At 69.7% G+C, this 17,271-nt stretch carries 14 protein-coding genes and 1 pseudogene; 4 read left to right on the forward strand and 11 right to left on the reverse strand.

Annotated features, from left to right (window positions below; translation table 11 throughout):
• Nucleotides 1–127 precede the first annotated feature (127 nt).
• Nucleotides 128–712 carry an XRE family transcriptional regulator gene (locus ABZ671_RS23735; RefSeq protein ID WP_357861887.1) on the reverse strand — a complete coding sequence of 195 codons (585 nt, stop codon included), beginning with the start codon at nt 710–712 and terminating at the stop codon, nt 128–130.
• Between the two features lie 210 nt (nt 713–922).
• Here ABZ671_RS23735 and ABZ671_RS23740 point away from each other — a divergent pair, with 210 nt between their 5' ends.
• Both ABZ671_RS23740 and ABZ671_RS23745 read left to right on the forward strand, forming a co-directional pair.
• Nucleotides 923–2,152, forward strand: a complete 1,230-nt coding sequence (locus ABZ671_RS23740) for a cysteine desulfurase-like protein (RefSeq protein WP_357861890.1) — start codon at nt 923–925, stop codon at nt 2,150–2,152.
• 410 nt (nt 2,153–2,562) lie between these two features.
• Complete coding sequence (locus tag ABZ671_RS23745) at nt 2,563–3,513, forward strand: alpha/beta hydrolase (RefSeq protein WP_357861892.1); 951 nt, start codon at nt 2,563–2,565, stop codon at nt 3,511–3,513.
• Here ABZ671_RS23745 and fxsT read toward each other — a convergent pair.
• The 8 genes from fxsT to ABZ671_RS23785 all read right to left on the reverse strand — a co-directional run bounded on the left by fxsT (nt 3,507) and on the right by ABZ671_RS23785 (nt 14,141).
• A complete protein-coding gene (gene fxsT / locus ABZ671_RS23750; protein WP_357861894.1) occupies nt 3,507–7,415 on the reverse strand; it encodes an FxSxx-COOH system tetratricopeptide repeat protein in 3,909 nt (1,302 codons plus the stop codon). The genes ABZ671_RS23745 and fxsT overlap by 7 nt on opposite strands.
• Nucleotides 7,412–8,578 carry a TIR-like protein FxsC gene (locus ABZ671_RS23755; RefSeq protein ID WP_357861896.1) on the reverse strand — a complete coding sequence of 389 codons (1,167 nt, stop codon included), beginning with the start codon at nt 8,576–8,578 and terminating at the stop codon, nt 7,412–7,414. The genes fxsT and ABZ671_RS23755 overlap by 4 nt, the downstream gene beginning before the upstream one ends.
• Nucleotides 8,565–9,245, reverse strand: coding sequence for a TIR-like protein FxsC (locus ABZ671_RS23760; protein WP_357861898.1), 681 nt, complete (start codon nt 9,243–9,245; stop codon nt 8,565–8,567). The genes ABZ671_RS23755 and ABZ671_RS23760 overlap by 14 nt, the downstream gene beginning before the upstream one ends.
• A 75-nt stretch (nt 9,246–9,320) precedes the next feature.
• The gene (locus ABZ671_RS23765) at nt 9,321–10,115 is read right to left on the reverse strand and encodes an AAC(3) family N-acetyltransferase (RefSeq protein ID WP_357861900.1); all 795 of its coding nucleotides are present in this window, start codon (nt 10,113–10,115) and stop codon (nt 9,321–9,323) included.
• The gene (locus tag ABZ671_RS23770) at nt 10,112–12,445 is read right to left on the reverse strand and encodes an FxsB family cyclophane-forming radical SAM/SPASM peptide maturase (RefSeq protein WP_357861902.1); all 2,334 of its coding nucleotides are present in this window, start codon (nt 12,443–12,445) and stop codon (nt 10,112–10,114) included. Before ABZ671_RS23770 ends, ABZ671_RS23765 begins: the two co-directional genes overlap by 4 nt.
• Entirely contained in the window at nt 12,417–12,590 is a 174-nt protein-coding gene (locus ABZ671_RS23775) for an FXSXX-COOH protein (RefSeq protein ID WP_357861904.1), read from the reverse strand. The genes ABZ671_RS23770 and ABZ671_RS23775 overlap by 29 nt, the downstream gene beginning before the upstream one ends.
• A gap of 90 nt (nt 12,591–12,680) precedes the next feature.
• Nucleotides 12,681–13,583 carry a DUF4231 domain-containing protein gene (locus ABZ671_RS23780; protein ID WP_357861906.1) on the reverse strand — a complete coding sequence of 301 codons (903 nt, stop codon included), beginning with the start codon at nt 13,581–13,583 and terminating at the stop codon, nt 12,681–12,683.
• Between the two features lie 60 nt (nt 13,584–13,643).
• Nucleotides 13,644–14,141 carry a YcxB family protein gene (locus ABZ671_RS23785; RefSeq protein ID WP_357861908.1) on the reverse strand — a complete coding sequence of 166 codons (498 nt, stop codon included), beginning with the start codon at nt 14,139–14,141 and terminating at the stop codon, nt 13,644–13,646.
• Between the two features lie 298 nt (nt 14,142–14,439).
• Between ABZ671_RS23785 and ABZ671_RS23790 the strand changes: the two are divergent.
• A pseudogene (locus ABZ671_RS23790) lies at nt 14,440–14,556 on the forward strand (NAD(P)-dependent alcohol dehydrogenase); the annotation flags it as partial.
• A gap of 267 nt (nt 14,557–14,823) precedes the next feature.
• Nucleotides 14,824–15,384 (forward strand): hypothetical protein, encoded by a 561-nt coding sequence (locus ABZ671_RS23795; RefSeq protein ID WP_357861910.1) that lies wholly within the window; start codon nt 14,824–14,826, stop codon nt 15,382–15,384.
• 69 nt (nt 15,385–15,453) lie between these two features.
• On the opposite strand, the gene ABZ671_RS23800 is transcribed toward ABZ671_RS23795, so the two are convergent.
• Together ABZ671_RS23800 and ABZ671_RS23805 are read right to left on the reverse strand one after the other, a co-directional pair.
• On the reverse strand, nt 15,454–16,728 hold the full coding sequence (locus ABZ671_RS23800; RefSeq protein WP_357861912.1) for a rod shape-determining protein MreC: 1,275 nt from the start codon (nt 16,726–16,728) through the stop codon (nt 15,454–15,456).
• Nucleotides 16,721–17,242 carry a SigE family RNA polymerase sigma factor gene (locus ABZ671_RS23805; RefSeq protein ID WP_357861914.1) on the reverse strand — a complete coding sequence of 174 codons (522 nt, stop codon included), beginning with the start codon at nt 17,240–17,242 and terminating at the stop codon, nt 16,721–16,723. The genes ABZ671_RS23800 and ABZ671_RS23805 overlap by 8 nt, the downstream gene beginning before the upstream one ends.
• Between the last annotated feature and the right edge of the window lie 29 nt (nt 17,243–17,271).

Below are 17,271 nucleotides of genomic sequence, written 5' to 3' on the forward strand. Positions count from 1 at the left end.
ATCCCAATTTTCCGGGCACCTGATGCTCGCCGTGGATCCCGCCGCGCGGATTCCAGGAACGGATGGACCACCTCGGTGGTCTGGTCACCCTCACCGCCATCCCCACCTGAAGCAGAACGCCGTGACGTTAGTGAGCGGTGACGTGGGTGACGCGGACGAAGCTGACAGGTTCGCTGCCGTCGTTCCGGTAGCCGTATCCCCGGTCGGTGGCGAGCCGCGCTGACGCGCCCGGGTCGAGAACCGTGTCGTCGTGGCCGTCGACGACCAGGGTGAGGACTCCGCTGATGACCAAAAACAGCTCCTCGCTGCCCGGCGGATCCGGCTCGGCCTGGTAAGAGTCCCCGGAGACGAGAGTCCAGTGCCATAAGGCCGCCGAGGGGCGCACTGTGCTCGCGGTGGACAGCACCGCGTGACTTCCGGCCGCCGAGGACCAGATGCCGGTCGCGGTGCCAGGGGCGTTGACGACCAGTGAACCGGGCCGGGTCTCGCGGGCCAGGGACGCGAAATCGGTGCCGAGGGCGTGGGCGATCTTGGCGACGGTGACCAGGCTGGGGTTGGCCTCGCCGTGCTCGATGTGGCTGAGCATTCGCACGCTCACCCCGGAGGCGTCGGCCAGCTGCTGCATCGTCATGCCGGCCTCCTGGCGGCGCCGGCGCACCTCCTGGCCGACCCGTTCGATGAACGGGTCGCTCCAGCCGGCCTTGGCCTCCATCGACACCTCCGCACTCAGTCTGGCGGGCGTGACTCGTGCATCGGAGGCCGGCTGCGGCATGCCGCGCATTGCCCACGATGATGATCTGCATTATATTGCATGCACCGACGAGAAGGGGTGCAGCGGACGGGGTGCAGCAGCCGATCACCCTTCAGGCTTTCGGCGCTAGCCCGACCGCCACGATGCGGCCCGACCCTCAGGAGACCGACAATGACCGACTTCGACGTCGCTGCGCTGAGGGCACAGTTTCCGTCCCTGGCCTCGGGCATCGCGCACTTCGACGGTCCGGGCGGCACGCAGACGCCGCAGCCGGTCGCTGACGCGATCGCCGCCACGATCACCAGCCCGCTGTCCAACCGCGGCACGGGCGCGGTGTCGGAGGCCAACGCCGACGCCGCGGTCACCGCGTTCCGGCAGGCCTACGCCGACCTGCTCGGCGTTCCCGCCCGCGGGATCGTCCACGGTCGCAGCGCCACGCAATTGACCTTCGACTTCTCCCGGATGATCGCCAAACAGTGGCGCCCGGGTGACGAAGTCGTCGTGACCCGACTCGACCACGACGCCAACGTCCGGCCCTGGGTGATCGCCGCCGAGAACGCCGGCGCGGTCGTGCGGTGGATCGACATCGATCCCACCACCGCCGACATCGAACCCGCCTCCGTCGAGGCCGCCATCACCGAGCGGACGCGGCTGGTCGCCGTCACCGCGGCGTCGAACCTGCTCGGCACCAAGCCCGCCGTACGGGCGATCGCCGACGCGGCACACACCGTCGGCGCGCTGGTGTACGTCGACGGCGTGCACTACACCGCGCACCAGTTCGTCGACGTCCCCGCCCTCGGCGCGGACCTGTTCGTCTGCTCCCCGTACAAGTTCCTCGGCCCGCACTGCGGCGTCCTGGCCGCCTCCCCCGAGCTACTCGAGACCCTGCATCCGGACAAGCTGCTCCCCTCCACCAACGCCGTCCCCGAACGCTTCGAACTCGGCACCCTGCCCTACGAGATCCTCGCCGGTGCCACCGCCGCCGTCGACTTCCTCGCCGGGATCACCCCCTCGGCCGCCGAAACCACGGACGGCAATTCCTCGCGGCGGGAGCGGCTGCGGGCCTCCCTGCATGCCATCGACGAGCACGAGATGCGCCTTCGCCGTGTACTCGAAGACGGACTCGCGGCACTGGGCGCCGATGTCGTGGTCCACTCCCGTGCCGCCGACCGCACCCCTACCCTGCTGGCCACCCTGCCCGGCCGGAAGACCTGGGACGCGTACCAGTTCCTCCTGAGCCGTGACGTGCTCGCCCCCGCCGGATCCTTCTACGCATACGAGCCGTTCCGCCGGCTCGGCCTGGACGACGAGCACGCGCTTCGGCTCGGCCTGGCCCCCTACAGCGACGACACCGACATCGCGCGCGTCCTCGACGGTCTGGCCGCCTTCCTCGGCCAATGACCGGGCACTGATCATGCGGGGGTGCACCGTTGGCGATCGCCTGGCGGGGCCGACCAACCCGCTGGAGCGCGGCTGGCCCGTGCAGTCAACGCGTCGTCCGGCGGGCCTGGTTCGCCTCTCTGACGACGCGGCGGTTCGACAGCCAGGCCGGCGTCACCTGTGGTTTGCAGTGCCGGGTCGCCGTCAACCGTTCCCGGGCCTCGCGGTCAACTCGCCTCGCCGGAAGTTCCACCTCTGCCGACCCGGAGGTGTCGTTTCCGACAGATCCGGGCGGTTGTGTGGACTCTCCATAGCGTCGCCGGAGCCCGGACAGTTAGGCTCGAAAGCTGAGTGGAGTCACCGAATGAATAGCCTTCACTCGATACGGATTACGCGTATTGGCTGGTTAGAGCGTTGGAAGGCGGGATGGAGTGACCCGAGACGGCGAGCCAGGGGTCCGATTCGCCCACCGTGCGGACAACAAGCGGGTGGCGTACGAGGTGACCGGTGCTCCCGACGGGTTCCCCGTCGTTCTCATGCATGGCACACCCGGTAGCCGCCGGGGGCCGAAACCTCGGGGCATCGTGCTCTACCGGATGGGTATCCGACTCATCGCCTACGACCGCCCGGGATACGGTGACTCCGACCGGTTCGAAGGCCGGGATGTGGCCGACGCCGCCCGGGATGTCGAGGCGATCGCGGATCAACTGGAGCTGGAGCGGTTCGCCGTGGTCGGCCGCTCCGGCGGAGGCCCGCACGCCCTCGCCTGCGCGGCCGACGAACGGCTCCGCAGTCGGGTGACCCGGGTGGCCGTGCTGGTCAGCCTCGCCCCGTCCGACGCCATGGAGCGGGACTGGTTCGACGGCATGAACAGCGACAACGTACGGGGGTTCGGCGGCGGCCGCCCCGACACGGAAGCCCTCGTCGAGGAGATCCGCCGACGGGCGGCCCGGACCACCGAGGACCCCCGGTTCCTGCTCCGCGATCTCATGGCGCAGATGGGTCCCCCCGACCGCCGGGCGATCAACGACGCGGCGTTGCGGCAGATCATCTTCGACACCTATCAGGAGGCGCTGCGCGCCGGACCGTACGGATGGATCGACGATGTGCTGGCGCTGCGCCGCAGCTGGAAGTTCGACCTGGGCGCGATTGACACCCGGATGACGCCAGTTCGCCTCTGGCACGGCGCCGAGGACACCTTCGCCCCAGCAAGCCACGGCCAGTGGCTCGCCACGCGGATCCTCGGCGCAGAAATCGAGGTGCAGCCCGGCGCCGCGCACTTTGACGCCATGCAGCAGTTGCCCCGCATCCTGCGTTGGCTCACCGAGGAGGAGGCGCCGGTGAGCGGGGATGTGCTCATCGGCGCCCGACCCGGTCAGTAGGGGTGCGGGTCAAGGACGCGGCGCACGTAGCGTCCGTCCCGTAGCAGGACCACGCTCGGGTGCTCCTGCCCGATCCGGTCGGCCAGCCGGTCGGCGATGCGCATCCGGCCGATGCTGACTCTCCCCCCGGATGCCGCGTGGGTGGCGATCTCCAGGTTGCCCATGCTGCGCAGCGTGTCCGGGTGGTCCGTGCCGAACACCGCGGCGAGCTGGTCGACGACCGCCCGTAGCTGCTCCCGCCCCTCGGTGGGGTCCCCGCCGAGGGCGGTGAAGACCGCGGCGTTGTTCGCGGCGCCCAAAGTGAACGGGTGCCGGTCTCCGACGGCCGAGCGCAGGACGGCGACGCTGGCCGTGGTGAGCTGTCGAGCCGCGTCGGTCTCACCGCCGTCCCACCACGCCACACCCATGTTGATCCGGCAGACCAGCGTGTACGGGTGTTCGGGACCGAACACCTGGACGAACATTCGCTCGGCTGCGGCCAGTTCGACCCGGGCCTCGTCCCCTCGCCCCTGCAACATCAGATTCGCGGTACGGCTCAGCCAGCTGAACAGGGTCTCCGGGTTGGTCGGACCGACCGTGGCCCGTAGCCGTTCGTGGGCCTCGTCGAGCAGCCGGGCCGCCTCGGCGATCCGCCCGAGGCTGCGCAGCGACACCGCGAGGTTGGCCTGCACGGGGAGGACGCTGCGGGACTGCTTGCCGAAGAGGCGGCGGTACCCCTCGACAACGTCCTCCAGCAGCGCGACCGAGCCGGCGTAGTCACCGGTCTCGCGCAGGTCCCGGGCGAGATTGTTGGCCGTCAGGAGGGTGCGTAGGTGGTGGGGACCGAGGACGACGCGCAACCGCTGGTAGGTGGCCTCGTCGCCGTCGAGCGCCTTGTCAAACTGACCCATCAAGCGGTACGAGGCGGCCAGGTTGTTGGCGGCGGTCAGGGTCCGCCGGTCGTCCTCGCCGAACACCTCCACGGACGCCGCGTACGTCCGCAGGTCCCGCTCCAGCGCCTCACGGTAGCGGCCGAGCGCGCGCAGATCCGCCGCGTACCCTCCGGCGGTCATCAACGTGTACGGATGATTTTCGCCGATCAGCTCCTCCTGTTGGCGCAGAGTCTTCTCATCGAGGCGACGCGCCGCCTCGAAGCGGCCCAGGGCGCGCAACAGGTTCGCCCAGTTGAACCGCAGATGCAGCAGCTGCACCAGTAGTGCTCGGTGCACGGCGGTGTCCGGGGAGAGCCCCTCGAGCACCGAGGACCAGATCTTGTCCGCCTCCCGCGCGTACTGCTCGCCCTGCTCGTAGCCGCCGCTGAGGTAGATGTACCGGACCCGGTCGATGACCAGTTGACGCACCGTGTCGTCGGAGCAGGAGACAGCGTCCGAACCGTCAAGGTGCGGCCAGATGTTCCGGAAGCGCTGGGCCGGGTCCGGGTCGTCCACCTCGCCGGACGGACGAGCGCCGGCGAGAACCCGGTGACCGTCGTGTTTGATCTCGGCTAGCTCGCTCTCGGACATTCCGGCGCGCAGGGCCGCCTGGAGGAGACGGTGCACCTGCAACCGCTGAGCGTGCAGATCCACCTTGACCAACGCGAGCCGGTTGATCCGCTGTACCAGCGCCGCAGCGATGTCGCGCTCCGACACCCGGTCGGTGACCTGCGCGGCCACCACCGGGTCGTACGGCGCGATGACCTTCGCCACCTGGTCGCCGTAGAGAAGCCCGAGCGCGATGTCCGGGGCGAACACCGAAGCCAGTTGAAGCAGCCGGTACGCGCCCGGCGACTGCTGCCGCAGCCGTTGCAGAGACTGTTTCCAGACGTCGCGCTCGGGGCCGGTGCGCTCCAGCCCGGCCAGGTAGCTGGTGACGGACTCCGGACTGTCGGCCAGCCAGGCGCCGGCCAGGGCGACCAGGATCGGCACGTCCTCCACCGCCTTGGCGACCTGATCGGCCTCGGCGACCGTCATGCCGCGCTGTCGGGTCCGCTCCAGCAGGTGGGAGACGCTCTCGGCCCGCTCGAAGGCCTCCACGTCGACAGCCCGGGCGAGGTCACCCCAGTCCGGGTTCCGGGTGGTGACCAGCACGTGCCCGTCGCCGTGGGGCAGATAGTCCTTGACGGGCCCGTACTGGTCCACGTTGTCGAAGACGACCAGCCAGCGCAGCGGGGGCTCATCCTCCGCCCGCCCGCCGCCGCGCGCGAGCCAGTCTCGCACCGCCTGGGTATTCTCCGGCACGCTCGGTTGCTCCGGCAGACCGAGCCGCCGCCCAAGGTCGGCGAAGCGGACGTCGACGAACTGCGGCGGGTCGGCGTCAACCCACCAGACGATGTCGTACGCGCCACGGAAGCGGTACGCGTACTCGGCGGCGAGCTGGGTCTTGCCAATGCCGGCACCGCCCCGCAGGGCCACCGGCACCCGCTCGCGCGCCGCCGTCTTCAGCTTCTCCCGCAGCGTTAGCAGCAGCCGCTCTCGCCCGGTGAAGCGGACGTTACGCGCCGGCGCGTAGAACACCATCGGCTCGGCGGCCGGGTAACGGTGCACCGGCACCGTGCGGCTCCGACCGTCCACCACCCGGCCGACGAGCTCCCACAGCTGTTCGGCGGCAGCCGCCGCGCCACGCTCGTACACGGTGGCCCAACTGCCCGGCGGCGTGTCCACCGACGGCGTGGTGTCGTCGAGGTGCAGGGCGAGCGCGGGTGAGCTGCCCTGCCGCCCGCTCGTTCCGTCGCGCCGCCGGGCCGCCAGGTACGCCCGGGAGACCAGGTGCAGTTCCCGGGAGGCCGTGCCGGGTGGCACCGCCGCCGAGGTGCCCAGCGGCGCGGCCATCACCCGCAGGTCGACCGCGGTGAGCACGGCCTGGACCCATTCCACCCAGGCCTGGTCCTCGGGCACGTACCGGAGCACCATCAGCTCGTCGACGATCACGGGCTTGCGCTCGAAACGCTGGACGGTCTGCCGCCGCAGCCCGTCGTCCATGCGGGGCAGGGCAGTGACCTGCCCGTTCGTGATGTGCCGGGTCAGCGCCTCGTACGCCGACAGCAGGCCACGACTGCCCGGCACGTCACCGAAGGTCGCCAGGGTCTCCTCGTACGCGTAGTACGCCCGGTACGGCACCTCGACGGTGAGCCAGTAGTCCTGCCGTTCAATGTCGACCATGCCGCTGGGCAGCCCGGCGAACCGTTGCATGGCCAGTGCCCGGCCGGCGTCGGTCTTGCTCTTCTCCCCTTCGTCCACCCGCATCGGCACGGGCAGCACCCGCCGGGCACGTCGTCCCTCGTAGCCGCGCACCCGGGCGGCCACCATGGCGGCGCCCTCGATGCCCTGGTCGCTGAGGGTGAAACAGTCGACGAGGGTGTCCGGCAGGTGGATGGTGCAGATCTCGGCGACATCGCTGATCCCGGTACGGCTGTCGATCAGCGTGTAGTCGTAGTGCCGCTTCATGTCCTCGCGCAACGCGTCGAAGAACTGCGCCCCGCCGAGGCGGTTGTAGAAGTTGTCCCAGTTCAGGCCGGTGACGCTGGTGGCATAGTCGGGGTTGTGCCGGCCGGCAAGGAGCAGGTCCAGGCCACCGCCGCCGGGAAAGTCCCAGCCCACCGAGAAGGCGTACCTGTGCACCCGGGCGTACTCGCGGTGCCAGTCGCCGGGACGGCTGTCGCCGTTCTCACCGCGCCGGCGGGCGTTCTCCCACTCGTACTCGAGGATCAGGTCCATCACGCCGCCGGTGGAGGCGACCTGCTCCGGATCGAGGAACGGCGCGAAGAACCGGTGCAGGCCCGGGGATTCCAGGTCCCAGTCGGCGACGAGCACCCGGTGGCCGTTCGCGGCGAGGATCCACGCGGTGTTGGCCAGTGCCATGGTGCGACCGGTGCCGCCCTTGTAGGAGTAGAAGGTGACGACCTGGCCGTCGCGGGGAGACGTCATCGTTCTTCCTTCCCTCGCCGTACGTCGGAAACCGTGGCCGGCCCCAGGCGCGGTCTCGGGCTGTGCGGGCCGGCCGGCGGATCGACCGGACCGTGCCGGAGAAACTGTTTGCGCGCCTCGGTCACCAGCAACGGCGCGCTGCGCTCGAACTCCTCGACCGTTCGCACCGGCAGCACCCGGGAAAACCCGGCGTCCTGCAACGTACCGGCGATCGCCTCGGGTGTCGGCTCGCCGCGCGCGTGGTCGGCGGCGATGACGAGCGGGACCACCCACTGCGGAAGGCCGTCGAGCGCGGTACGGGCGGTGGGGGCGCCGACACCCGCGTCCACCAACACGATCACCGGGCTGCCCGGCGCGCGGCTGCGGGCTTCGGCCAGCTCGACGACCCGGGTCGGCAGGCCCAGTCGCTCGGCGGTGGCGGCGACGTAGTCGGTGACCGCCAGCTCGTGCTGGTCGCCGTACGGGCGCCAGCGGGCGGAACCCGCGCTGAGCGCGGTCACCACCAGGGCGGGTCCCCCACTCTCGACGATCGGGCTGCCGGTCAGGGTTGCCGCCCTCGACCGGGCGAGCGGCTCGGTCTCGGTCACTGTGACAATCCGTTCGGCCAGCTCCGCGAGGATGTTGTCGTACTGCCGGCGGTAGGTGCTCAGCTTGCACAGCGCCCGCAGTCCGTTCTCAGCGTAGTCGGCCCGCTCGTCGGCGTCGCGGACCAGCTCCAGCGCCCGGTTGGCCTCCGGATGGTCACCCCAGGACGGCAGAGGCATCCAGAGCACCGGCAGCACATGCCGCTCGACCCGCGCGGCGGCGAGCCGGGCCAGCCGGCTGAGGAACGAGGCGCGTTCGCCGAGGGCCCAGGCGTTGCGGAAGTAGTTCGGCGAGTAGAGCGGGACAAAGACGTGGGCGACGCTCAACGCGTCGGTGAGCGTCTGCTTGAGGTCGGTGCCCGGGTTGACCTGGCCGTCGAAGAAGCCGGCCTCCAGCTCCGCGACCCGGGTGGCACGGCCCCGGACGGAGGTGCAGAGGTCCTGGAAGAAGCGGCTGACCCAGTAGTCGGTGTCTGGCCGGGCGGCATCCGACAGCGGCACGGAGTGGGCGTAGCTGAGGAAGAAGTAGGTTTCCCGCCGGGTGGCGACGTACGCCGAGGGGGTGTCAGACCAGTTCATGACCGCCCTCCTCGAAGCTGTCGCGCAACTGACGCATGTCGGTGGGGACCTGCGCCTCGACCCAGTGTGTCCGGTACGCCCGGGCGACGCGTTGCGCCAGCCGCCAGACCACCGCGTCGTAGGCGTCCTTGCCGTTGCGGCCGAGGCTCAGCAGACCGTAGATGCCCTCGTCGTGGTACTGCGGAGCGATGTCCGAGGGTAGTCGGGTGGGGATGAACATCTGCCGCCGCGACACCACCTCGGGCACGTCGCGACGGTCCACCACCGACCAGTTGACCGGAATCAGCGGGGTCTCCCCCGCCGACGGTTCGGCACCGGGACGGGTCGCTGTCCGCCGCCGGGTGAACGTGTCCCACTCCCGGGCGCACCACTCGCTGCGCAGGAACTGCGGCGAGATCAACGGGATGAACACCTGGCAGTGGCCTGCGGCGTACGCGAGGTCCTCGGTCCACAGCTGTCCCCCGTCGAGCATCCGGTCCATGAACCCGGCGGTCCGTCCGGGACCCAGGCCGAGCAGTTCGACGACGTGGTCGGAGAGGTCGACGAAGAGCTGGAAGACCTTCTGGTTGGTGTCCCGGGGTGGCGCGGCGATCCGGTTGCGGGTGCGGGCATAGCTGAGGAAGAACACGGGAGCGCTCTCGTCCTCCCAGAACTGTTCCTCCGCCACCTACCGCTCCCGCCCGGCGCAGCCGACCCAGATCGACCAGAGTATCGACCTTTGCCAACCTGCCGCCGCCCCCCTTCACGTCCGCCGATGCTCATCCATCCACGCGCGGGCGATGTCGACGGCCACCCGCAACCGCACCAGCCGGCAGTCGGCCGCCCCCACGCGGCCGGCGCGCGCCGTCCCGGACGCCTCGACCGCCTGGCCGACCAGGGCGAAGTCGCCATCCTCGAGGTGCGGGGCTCGAAAGTCCCGCCGTACCCGCCGGCCTTCGTCGTCCCGGATGTAGCACCGGTACGCCCGCTGTGCGGCGGGGCGGTGCAGCCGGTACTCGGCGAGGTGGAACGCGGTGCAGACGGACCAGCCGACGCCGAGCAGCAGCACCAGTGCGTCGCCGGCGTACAGTGCGCCCAGCGGGGACCGTTCGCCGAGGTGGCAGTCCAGGTCATGGACGGCGGTCAGCGCCGCCGCGTCCCGGCCAAGTGCCGCGAAGGAGGAGTGCGGATGGCGGCTCCGTCGGGCACCCGCGCAGCGCCGCACGTGTTCGGCGAACGCACCCACCCCCTCGACGGGGCTGTGTGCGGGATCGAAGGCTGGGATCGCCGCCTCCGCGGCGGCCACCTGCGCCGAGGACATCCCTGCCGTCACCGCCCGGAAGGCACGCGACGTGATGGAGTTGCCCGGGGTCGAGGTCGGTACGACGACGGTGCCGGCCTCGCCCAGGGTGTCCCGCAGCGCCGCCAGCAGGGTGGCCGGCCCGGCGGGATCCGGTCGGATCCGGGACAGTGCGCAGTGCGCCAGCACGGTCGCACCGGCGGGCAGCCCAAGCGCCCGTAGCTGCGCCGCGAGGGTGACCCGGTCCGCAACGATCACGGCCAGCCGTCCATCGTTGCCCGGATCCGCTGGACGAACCGCTGCCCGTCCTCGGTCAGGACGCCGAGCCCGAGCAGCTCCTCGGCTGCCCCTGCGGTCCAGTCACGGTAGCGACGGAAGTGCCCGGCCGCAGCCGGGGCGGAGCGTCGGCGCCACAGGTCGGCGACCGCCAGGTGCGCATACACGCCATGCAGCGCGCCCTCCACAGGCCGGGGGTCCGCCCGCCATGGCACCCGCACCGTACGGGGATCCGCGCGGTCGAACAGATCACAGACGTCGAGCACCGCGTCCAGCTTGAGGTGCTGCACCTCGTGGACGAGCAGGACCGCGAGCGCCTCGGCGTCGGCCACCGGCGCGATGGCGACCGCACCGAACGCGCAGCGGGCGGCGGCGCTGCGGGACCGACCGGTCGGGTCGGGGCGAAGCGGAACCACGGCGCGCAGCAGCGTGTGGATTCCGCCGGCATAGCCGGCGGCCTCGGTGTCGATCCAGCTGACCGCCTCCTCCACCTGGGCACGCCATCGGGCGGCGACGGCCGCGCCGAGCCGGGACTCCACCGGCAGGTCGTAGCAGTCGCGGTAGGGGTCGGTGTCCTCCAGCAGGACGGGCCGACCGGCGGGGCAGGCCTGCCACACCGGCTGCCACCCGTCGGGCTTCTCCGGCAGGTCAGGCCGGACCCGGACGCGTCGGCCAGCCACCTGCACCTCGAAGGCTCCATCCGAAATGGACAACCGAGCCTGATCGCCGGCCGCGCTGACGGCGATCGCACCGAGGGTGGGCAGGTGGATCGCGCCGTCGCGGACAGGGACGGCGAGTTCGGCATCGGCTCCGGCGTGGACCGCGGCGGCGGCCGCGATCGAGGCGAGGTGAGGCAGCTCGTCGGCCGCTCCGGCTCGGCACCGCTGCGCCCAGTGACGGACGAACGGGTGACCGAGCACGGCGCGGACCGCGCCGGGCGCGGCGAGGTCGAGCTCGACGAGGAGATCCCACCCGTCCGCCGCCAGCGGGTCGCCGGCCGCCGCCGGACTGAGCGCGACGACGAGAGCGCGGACGACGCCGGCGTGGACGGAAGCCAGCTGCCGGAGCGACTCCGCGCTGCCCTGCCCGGCGCCGAGGTCGTCGAGGACGGCCGGACTCAGCACGTCGGCCCGCCGGGCCGGCACCTGCCGGTGTGGTGCCGCCGTGGATCGGACGAGTTCCGCCAGGTCAGTGCAGTAGACCGACGGGTTGTCGAAGCCGCTACCCGACTGGTATCGGTGGGGGAAGAGGCCGCCGCCGCATCGCCGGACCACCGGACAGGCCTGGCAGGTGGCGCAGAGACCGGCCAGGCCGGACTGGCGTACCGCGATGCCCGGATGGACCGCTGCGTCGTCGACCCGGTGCCGAAAGATGTCGAGGCCGGTGGCCGCGGCCCCGTGAAAGGCGGACTTGAGGGAGTCCACCTGCTCGAAGGTGCCGTCGGTCTCGATGACGACCAGGTCGGCCGGGCCCAGCCCGACCGCTTCCGTACCGGTGGCGCCGCCTGCGGCGGTGGCGAGCAGGGACTCCAGCAGCCGGATCGGCACCGGACGCCCGTCCGCGGACCAGCGCCGATAGATGGCCAGCAGCCAGTCCGCGTACGGCGTGGCGGCTCCGTCCGGGCGGTGTGGCGGCCGGTCCCAGTTGGCGTGCGGCAGCAGGAAGTCGATTCGCGGCGGCTCCTCGGCGAGCAACGCCTCGTAGACCTGGATCGGGTCGTTGGCGAGGTCAACCGTGCAGAGAATGCCTGCGTAGCTGGCGCGGTTGGCCGGGCGACGCAGCAACGACAGGGCCCGCAGCACCCGGTCGTGACTGCTCGCACCGTTGGCGTAGCGGCGGTGCCGGTCGTTGGCTGCCCGACCGCCGTCGAGAGAGATCCCCACCTTGACGTCGTGGGCGACCAACACGTCGCAGATCGCCTGGGTGAGCAGCACGCCGTTGGACTGCATCCGCAGGTCCAACCGGGTGACCGGCCCAATGACCCGGCGCAGGGTGCCGGCGGTCGCGTCGAGCCGGTCGGCACCGGCGAGCAGGGGCTCGCCGCCGTGCAGGATCACCCGGACCAGGGCCAGCCGGTGCGCGGCAGCGTGCTCGGCGATGCGCAGTGCGGCGGCTTCCACCGTGGTTGGCGCCATCACCCGCGGCTGGCGTTGCCACGACTGGTCCGGATGCTCGTAGACGTAGCAGTGGTCGCACGCGAGGTCACAGCGGCTGGTCAGCTTGAGAACGAACTGGCTCAGCGGGGTGACCGGCGTCGCCGGCGCGAAGTGCGGCGCGGTGGGATCAGATTGCTGAGCCGAAGGATGCGACATCGACCCGCGCCGGCTGCTCCGCCCTGCGGTCGTCGACACGGGCCACGGTGCGGGCCCGGTCGAGCGAGATCCGGCCGAGCGGCGTATCCCGAATGTCGCTCAGCGGCGCCGGGATCAGATCGGGCTGGCTTACGGTGCTATCCACGTCGGCTCCCCCATTGCGTCGAGGACGGACGAATACCCATTCACTGATAGTCGTCATTATTGGCGATCCTATATGCAACAACGGGTGATGTCACTGCCGCACTACGCCATCTTCCTCAATCATCTTCGCCATCCATCCCTCATTGGACAGCGAGATGATCCGCTCGGCCTCGGCCACGAAGGCGTCGTCGTCGGTCCAGCCGAGTCCGCGTTCCCGGGTGAGCCGCAGCCGGGTCAACTGGTCGGCGGTTCGGGCGTACTCGATCTGCTGCTGCTCGTACCGCTGGGCGGTGGCGTAGCCGATCAGCGCCGTGGTCACCGACGCCGCCACACCCACCCAGGCGGTCAGGCCCAGACCGTCGCCGAACACCCCGACCACCGCCAACAGCAGGGCGGCGACCACGGTCAGCGTGGTCACGGCGTACCCGATCCGCGCCGCAGCGCGGCCCGCCCGATGCGCCGCCGGCAGATAGTAGTCGTCGACCTCACGGCGTACCCGTTCCGCAAGATAGGTGGCCGGGTCCGTGACCAGCGGCAGCGGCCGGTCAGCCGGCGCGACGTCGAGCGTGACCGCGAGCAGGTCGCCGGCGTCGTCCATGAGACGGTTGAACCGACGGAGCAGAACAGCGTCCCGGTCGGTGCCGGTGAAGGGGCCGGTCCCTGCGAGGTACTGATAGACCTCCGCCTTCAACGCCTCGGAGACGGAGCGCAGCCGGGTCCAGATCCGCACGGCCTCGCGGGACGCCCGCCGGGTCGCCAGCGGGACCAGCAGCAACGCGACGGCTGCGACGAGCGCCAGTGCCCGGCCGGCAAGCGGCGCGGCCCCGGCCAGCCGCGCGGCTGCGGTGCCGGCGACAGCCGCGGTGACGGTGAGCGCAGCCACGGCCCCACGGGCCAGGGTGATCCGACGCTTCGCGTTCCGGGCCGCCCCCGACCAGACGCTCTGCCGCTGCCACACGGAGGACACGCAGGCCAACGCATCGAAGTCCACCACAGCCGAATGGTAGCCAACCGGGGGGCATGGCCGGCGGTGACTATACCTCGGCAGATGGGTTCACCGGCGCTGGAGCAGCCCCCGTCTGGCCATATAGGCTCGCAACGTCTCGGCGTCCTCGGCGGCCATCAAGCGGCGTGGGATCACGGTCGCCGGCATCCGGCCGACGTACACGATCCAGAATTCAGGGGTGTCCCTGACCTGGGCGACCCCGTCCCAGGCGATACCGCCGGACTCCGAGCCGCTGCGCATCATGATGTTGTCGTCGGTGATGTCGTAGGCGCCCTCGACAGCGTAGCGACTGGAGCGGCGCCGGGCGCGCCACCGCACCCACGGCGGATACAGCATCGACAGCAGGCCACCCACGACCATCGCCAGCCACAGCGACGAGATCTGGTCGCCCCGCGCGGACCCCCGCGAGACGGCGAAACCGATCACCCCGACCGCAGCCAGCACCGCGCCGATATAACCGTACTTGCGTAGCCGAACGCTGCTGAGCGCAGCGGCCACGCGGCCTGGGTAGGCGGGATCGGCTGGGACGTCAAAACGGATGTGCACGCCAGCACGATAGCCCCGTCCGCCCGGACAGCGGCCACAAGACGGCCTCCAGGGACCGGTCGCTGCCCGCGCCAGGTGGCTGCCAACTCCTGCACCGGCACCGAGGACCCGTGACGAGGGATGTCAACTCGTCCTCGCCTGTCAGCGGCGATTGAACCCTGACCACCTTGGCGGGTGTACGGCGCACACCTACGCTGCTTTCGTAAGGTGTACGCCGCACACTCAGGGGAAGGCGAGATGAAGGCGAGCGGCGCTGAACGCGTACGACTGGCATGCCATGCGTGGCGATCCACGCGCGGGGCGGCTGTTGGCATCCTTCGTCCGACACCGCATCGCCACCCTCACGGCAGCGCCCAGCCGGCAACACCTCGACACCCTCCGCGCCCACGCCGAGGCCGGCCGCCTCACGCCCGTCTGACGTGCCACAGAGCAGGAAGCGCCCGCTCGCGCAGAGACGTCACTGCCTGACGGGCTGTGGCGTTGTTGTGCCTCCTGGCGATATACCACGTGTCAGCCGGGCGCGTTGACCCAATGCTGGTGAGAAGCCGCACCAGGATAGACCGTCATCGCTCTTGTGGTGATGGCTCGATTCTTGCAAGATCGAGCCATCACCCAAATCGCACGGGAGGATGACAGAGTGTCACATTCGTTGGTGAAGCGGTCTCTTGGAATCGTCGGTGCCGTGACTACAGGATTGCTGCTATTGGCTGCTCCGGCTCAAGCGGCACCTAAGACCGAAGCGGCCGGCGGCGAGCAGGTGAAACCGACGGTTAGTGCCGCCGAGATCGAGGCGAACAATGCTGCCGTGTGGGCGTCGCTGCCGCCGAACGTGACCATGACGGTTACCGGGGAGATGCCCAAGCTTCAGGGCCCGATCGACCACTACACTCAGGACGGCCCCACGGTCACGACGGGAGTGACTCCTTTCGCGGTGGACACAATTCCGTACTCCTACACATTTAGTGGAGTGCATAACTGGCCCGGACGAGACTTCCAATCCGCGCGGACGAGTTTCTGCAAGGACATCAAAGCCACGTGGGATTACCCCCAGGGGAAGCATCATGAGTTTAAGGTTGACCTTTCAGCGGGCGGGACTATCACCGTTCCCACTGACGGCGTAATGCGTACCTGGTGCTGGTCGAACGTTCCGACGAACAAAACTATGCACTTCATCTATTACTCTACGAATAACGCCCCCGCTGACGTCGCAAGGGCTTCCGGCAGCGGCTCGGTCCACTACTGACCTGCAGACCTGTTGAGGATGCGCGGAGGCGAGTCGCCTCCGCGCATCCTTGCCGTCGGCGGGCCGCCGTCAGGGGGCGGATGGCGTCATGATCGACAATCTAGTCAGGTTGGCAAGGTCGGCCGTTGGCGTAAGCTCCACCGTGGTCGCGCCTGCTGCCTTGTCCGCGGACGCTCGCCCGATCGTGACAGCGCCAACCTCATTGCTGTGTTGGGACGGATCCGGCATCAAGACACGGTTGGTCTGGTAAACGTCACCGTCTGCGGGAATGCTTTCCATGACTAGCTTTCCGCCGGTGCCGCGTACGGAACCCGGAACATTACTGATGTTCGTGTACACCTGGCCGGCGAATCCGGTGCTGGTAATGAGGTCGATAGTGGCTTCGCCGCGGACGTCATCGACTGCCGTTACGCGTCCGACCAAGCCTTCGGCGACGACGGCTAGTTGCCCCTGCCGGACTCCCTGATCCTTCGGGAACGCCACGATTACCTGTTGGCCGGTCCTGCCGACTACCTCAGCGGGTACGGCCCGCGCGTCGCCGTCCACACCGTCCTCACCAGGTACCTCGAACACCTTCGTGGCGCTGGCGAACGGTCGCTTCGGCTTGATGAACCCCGCGATCGTCGTCGTCTGCGCGGTCGCAGCGATCGGCAATTCTTTTACAACAAGGCGGCTGGTAGGTCCGTCCGGTTCTTGTATCATGTCATGATCGATCGCGGTGCTCGACAGCCGCACCGCTGTCACGCCCGGCATGGCGATGGCAATGGCAATGGTGCCAAAGATGTCATTACTAACCACGCCGGCGGCTCCGGACAACCGAGGACTGACCAGACTTATCACCTGAGTCTTCACCGGGTCGGGCGCCGGCCGATCAACCCGCATCCGCAAGGCGTCCGCCGCACCGGAATCGCCGGTGAAGAACGCCAACCGCGGGTCGCCCTGTTTGTCGTATCCCTGTAGAACGACCACCGTCGAGCGCAGGCGTGGATGGCGCGTCGCGACAAGGGCCCGAACATCAGTGTGCGGGCCTGCCGAGTTGGTACGGTCCCAGACGCTGGTGGCCTCACGTACCAGGCCAGCGTCCACGTCTCCCACCGGGGACCAGCCCAGAAACGGGCCATCCGGGGGCAAGGCAGCGAGTTGCGGTGTGGACCCGAAGCCGACAACCCGAAACATCGTCACCAGCACCGCCAAGCACATTGCGGCCGCGGCTCCGGCGGCGATACGCTGCCGCCCGCGACGCCGGTCTGCCCGCCGCATGACCTTGCCTTCATAGCCCTCGGCCGGTATCACCGACTCGGCCAGATCCGCCAGGCCGTCACGCAACTCGGTCGTGTTATGCATAGCGCACCTCTTGATCGGCAACAGCGTCGGCCTCAACCCACTGCTTACGCAGAGTCTGCAGACCCCTTGATGAAAGACTCTTGACCGTGCCAACCGAACAGCCCATCACGTGCGCCGTGTCCTGCTCGGACAGGTCCTCGTAGAAGCGCAGTACGACGGCGGCACGCTGCCGTGCTGGCAGCCCGTCCAACGCCCGGCGGAGCAAGTCCCGCTGTTCCACCCCCACGTACTCGTCGCGCGCCTGACTGTCCACCAGCCGACCCAAGGGCTGTTCCCACCAGGATCGGCGCCGCCTCCAGGACACGAAGGTGTTGACTAGAATGCGCCGGACGTAGTGATCGACGCCTTCTGAGCGTTGCAGTCGAGGCCACGCCACAACCGTCTTGGCCAACGTCGTCTGGACCAGGTCCTCTGCTTTCCCTCGGTCTCCGCACAGCAGGAAGGCCGTCCGGAGCAGTGATCCGTAACGTGCCCGCACAAAGGCTGTCACCTCCTTATCCTCGCGATCGTGCATCAGCCACCCGCACCCTCGGTCTCAATCTC

It is taken from the genome of Micromonospora sp. NPDC006766 (genome assembly GCF_040636055.1).
Classification (GTDB): Bacteria; Actinomycetota; Actinomycetes; order Mycobacteriales; family Micromonosporaceae; genus Micromonospora.

Bases quoted from the DNA above. Each gene is read 5' to 3' on its own strand.
- ABZ671_RS23735 (WP_357861887.1), bottom strand. From the start codon at position 712: ATGGAGGCCAAGGCCGGCTGGAGCGACCCGTTCATCGAACGGGTCGGC.
- ABZ671_RS23740 (WP_357861890.1), top strand. From the start codon at position 923: ATGACCGACTTCGACGTCGCTGCGCTGAGGGCACAGTTTCCGTCCCTG.
- fxsT (WP_357861894.1), bottom strand. From the start codon at position 7,415: ATGACGTCTCCCCGCGACGGCCAGGTCGTCACCTTCTACTCCTACAAG.
- ABZ671_RS23755 (WP_357861896.1), bottom strand. From the start codon at position 8,578: ATGAACTGGTCTGACACCCCCTCGGCGTACGTCGCCACCCGGCGGGAA.
- ABZ671_RS23770 (WP_357861902.1), bottom strand. From the start codon at position 12,445: ATGTCGCATCCTTCGGCTCAGCAATCTGATCCCACCGCGCCGCACTTC.
- ABZ671_RS23800 (WP_357861912.1), bottom strand. From the start codon at position 16,728: ATGCATAACACGACCGAGTTGCGTGACGGCCTGGCGGATCTGGCCGAG.
- ABZ671_RS23805 (WP_357861914.1), bottom strand. From the start codon at position 17,242: ATGCACGATCGCGAGGATAAGGAGGTGACAGCCTTTGTGCGGGCACGT.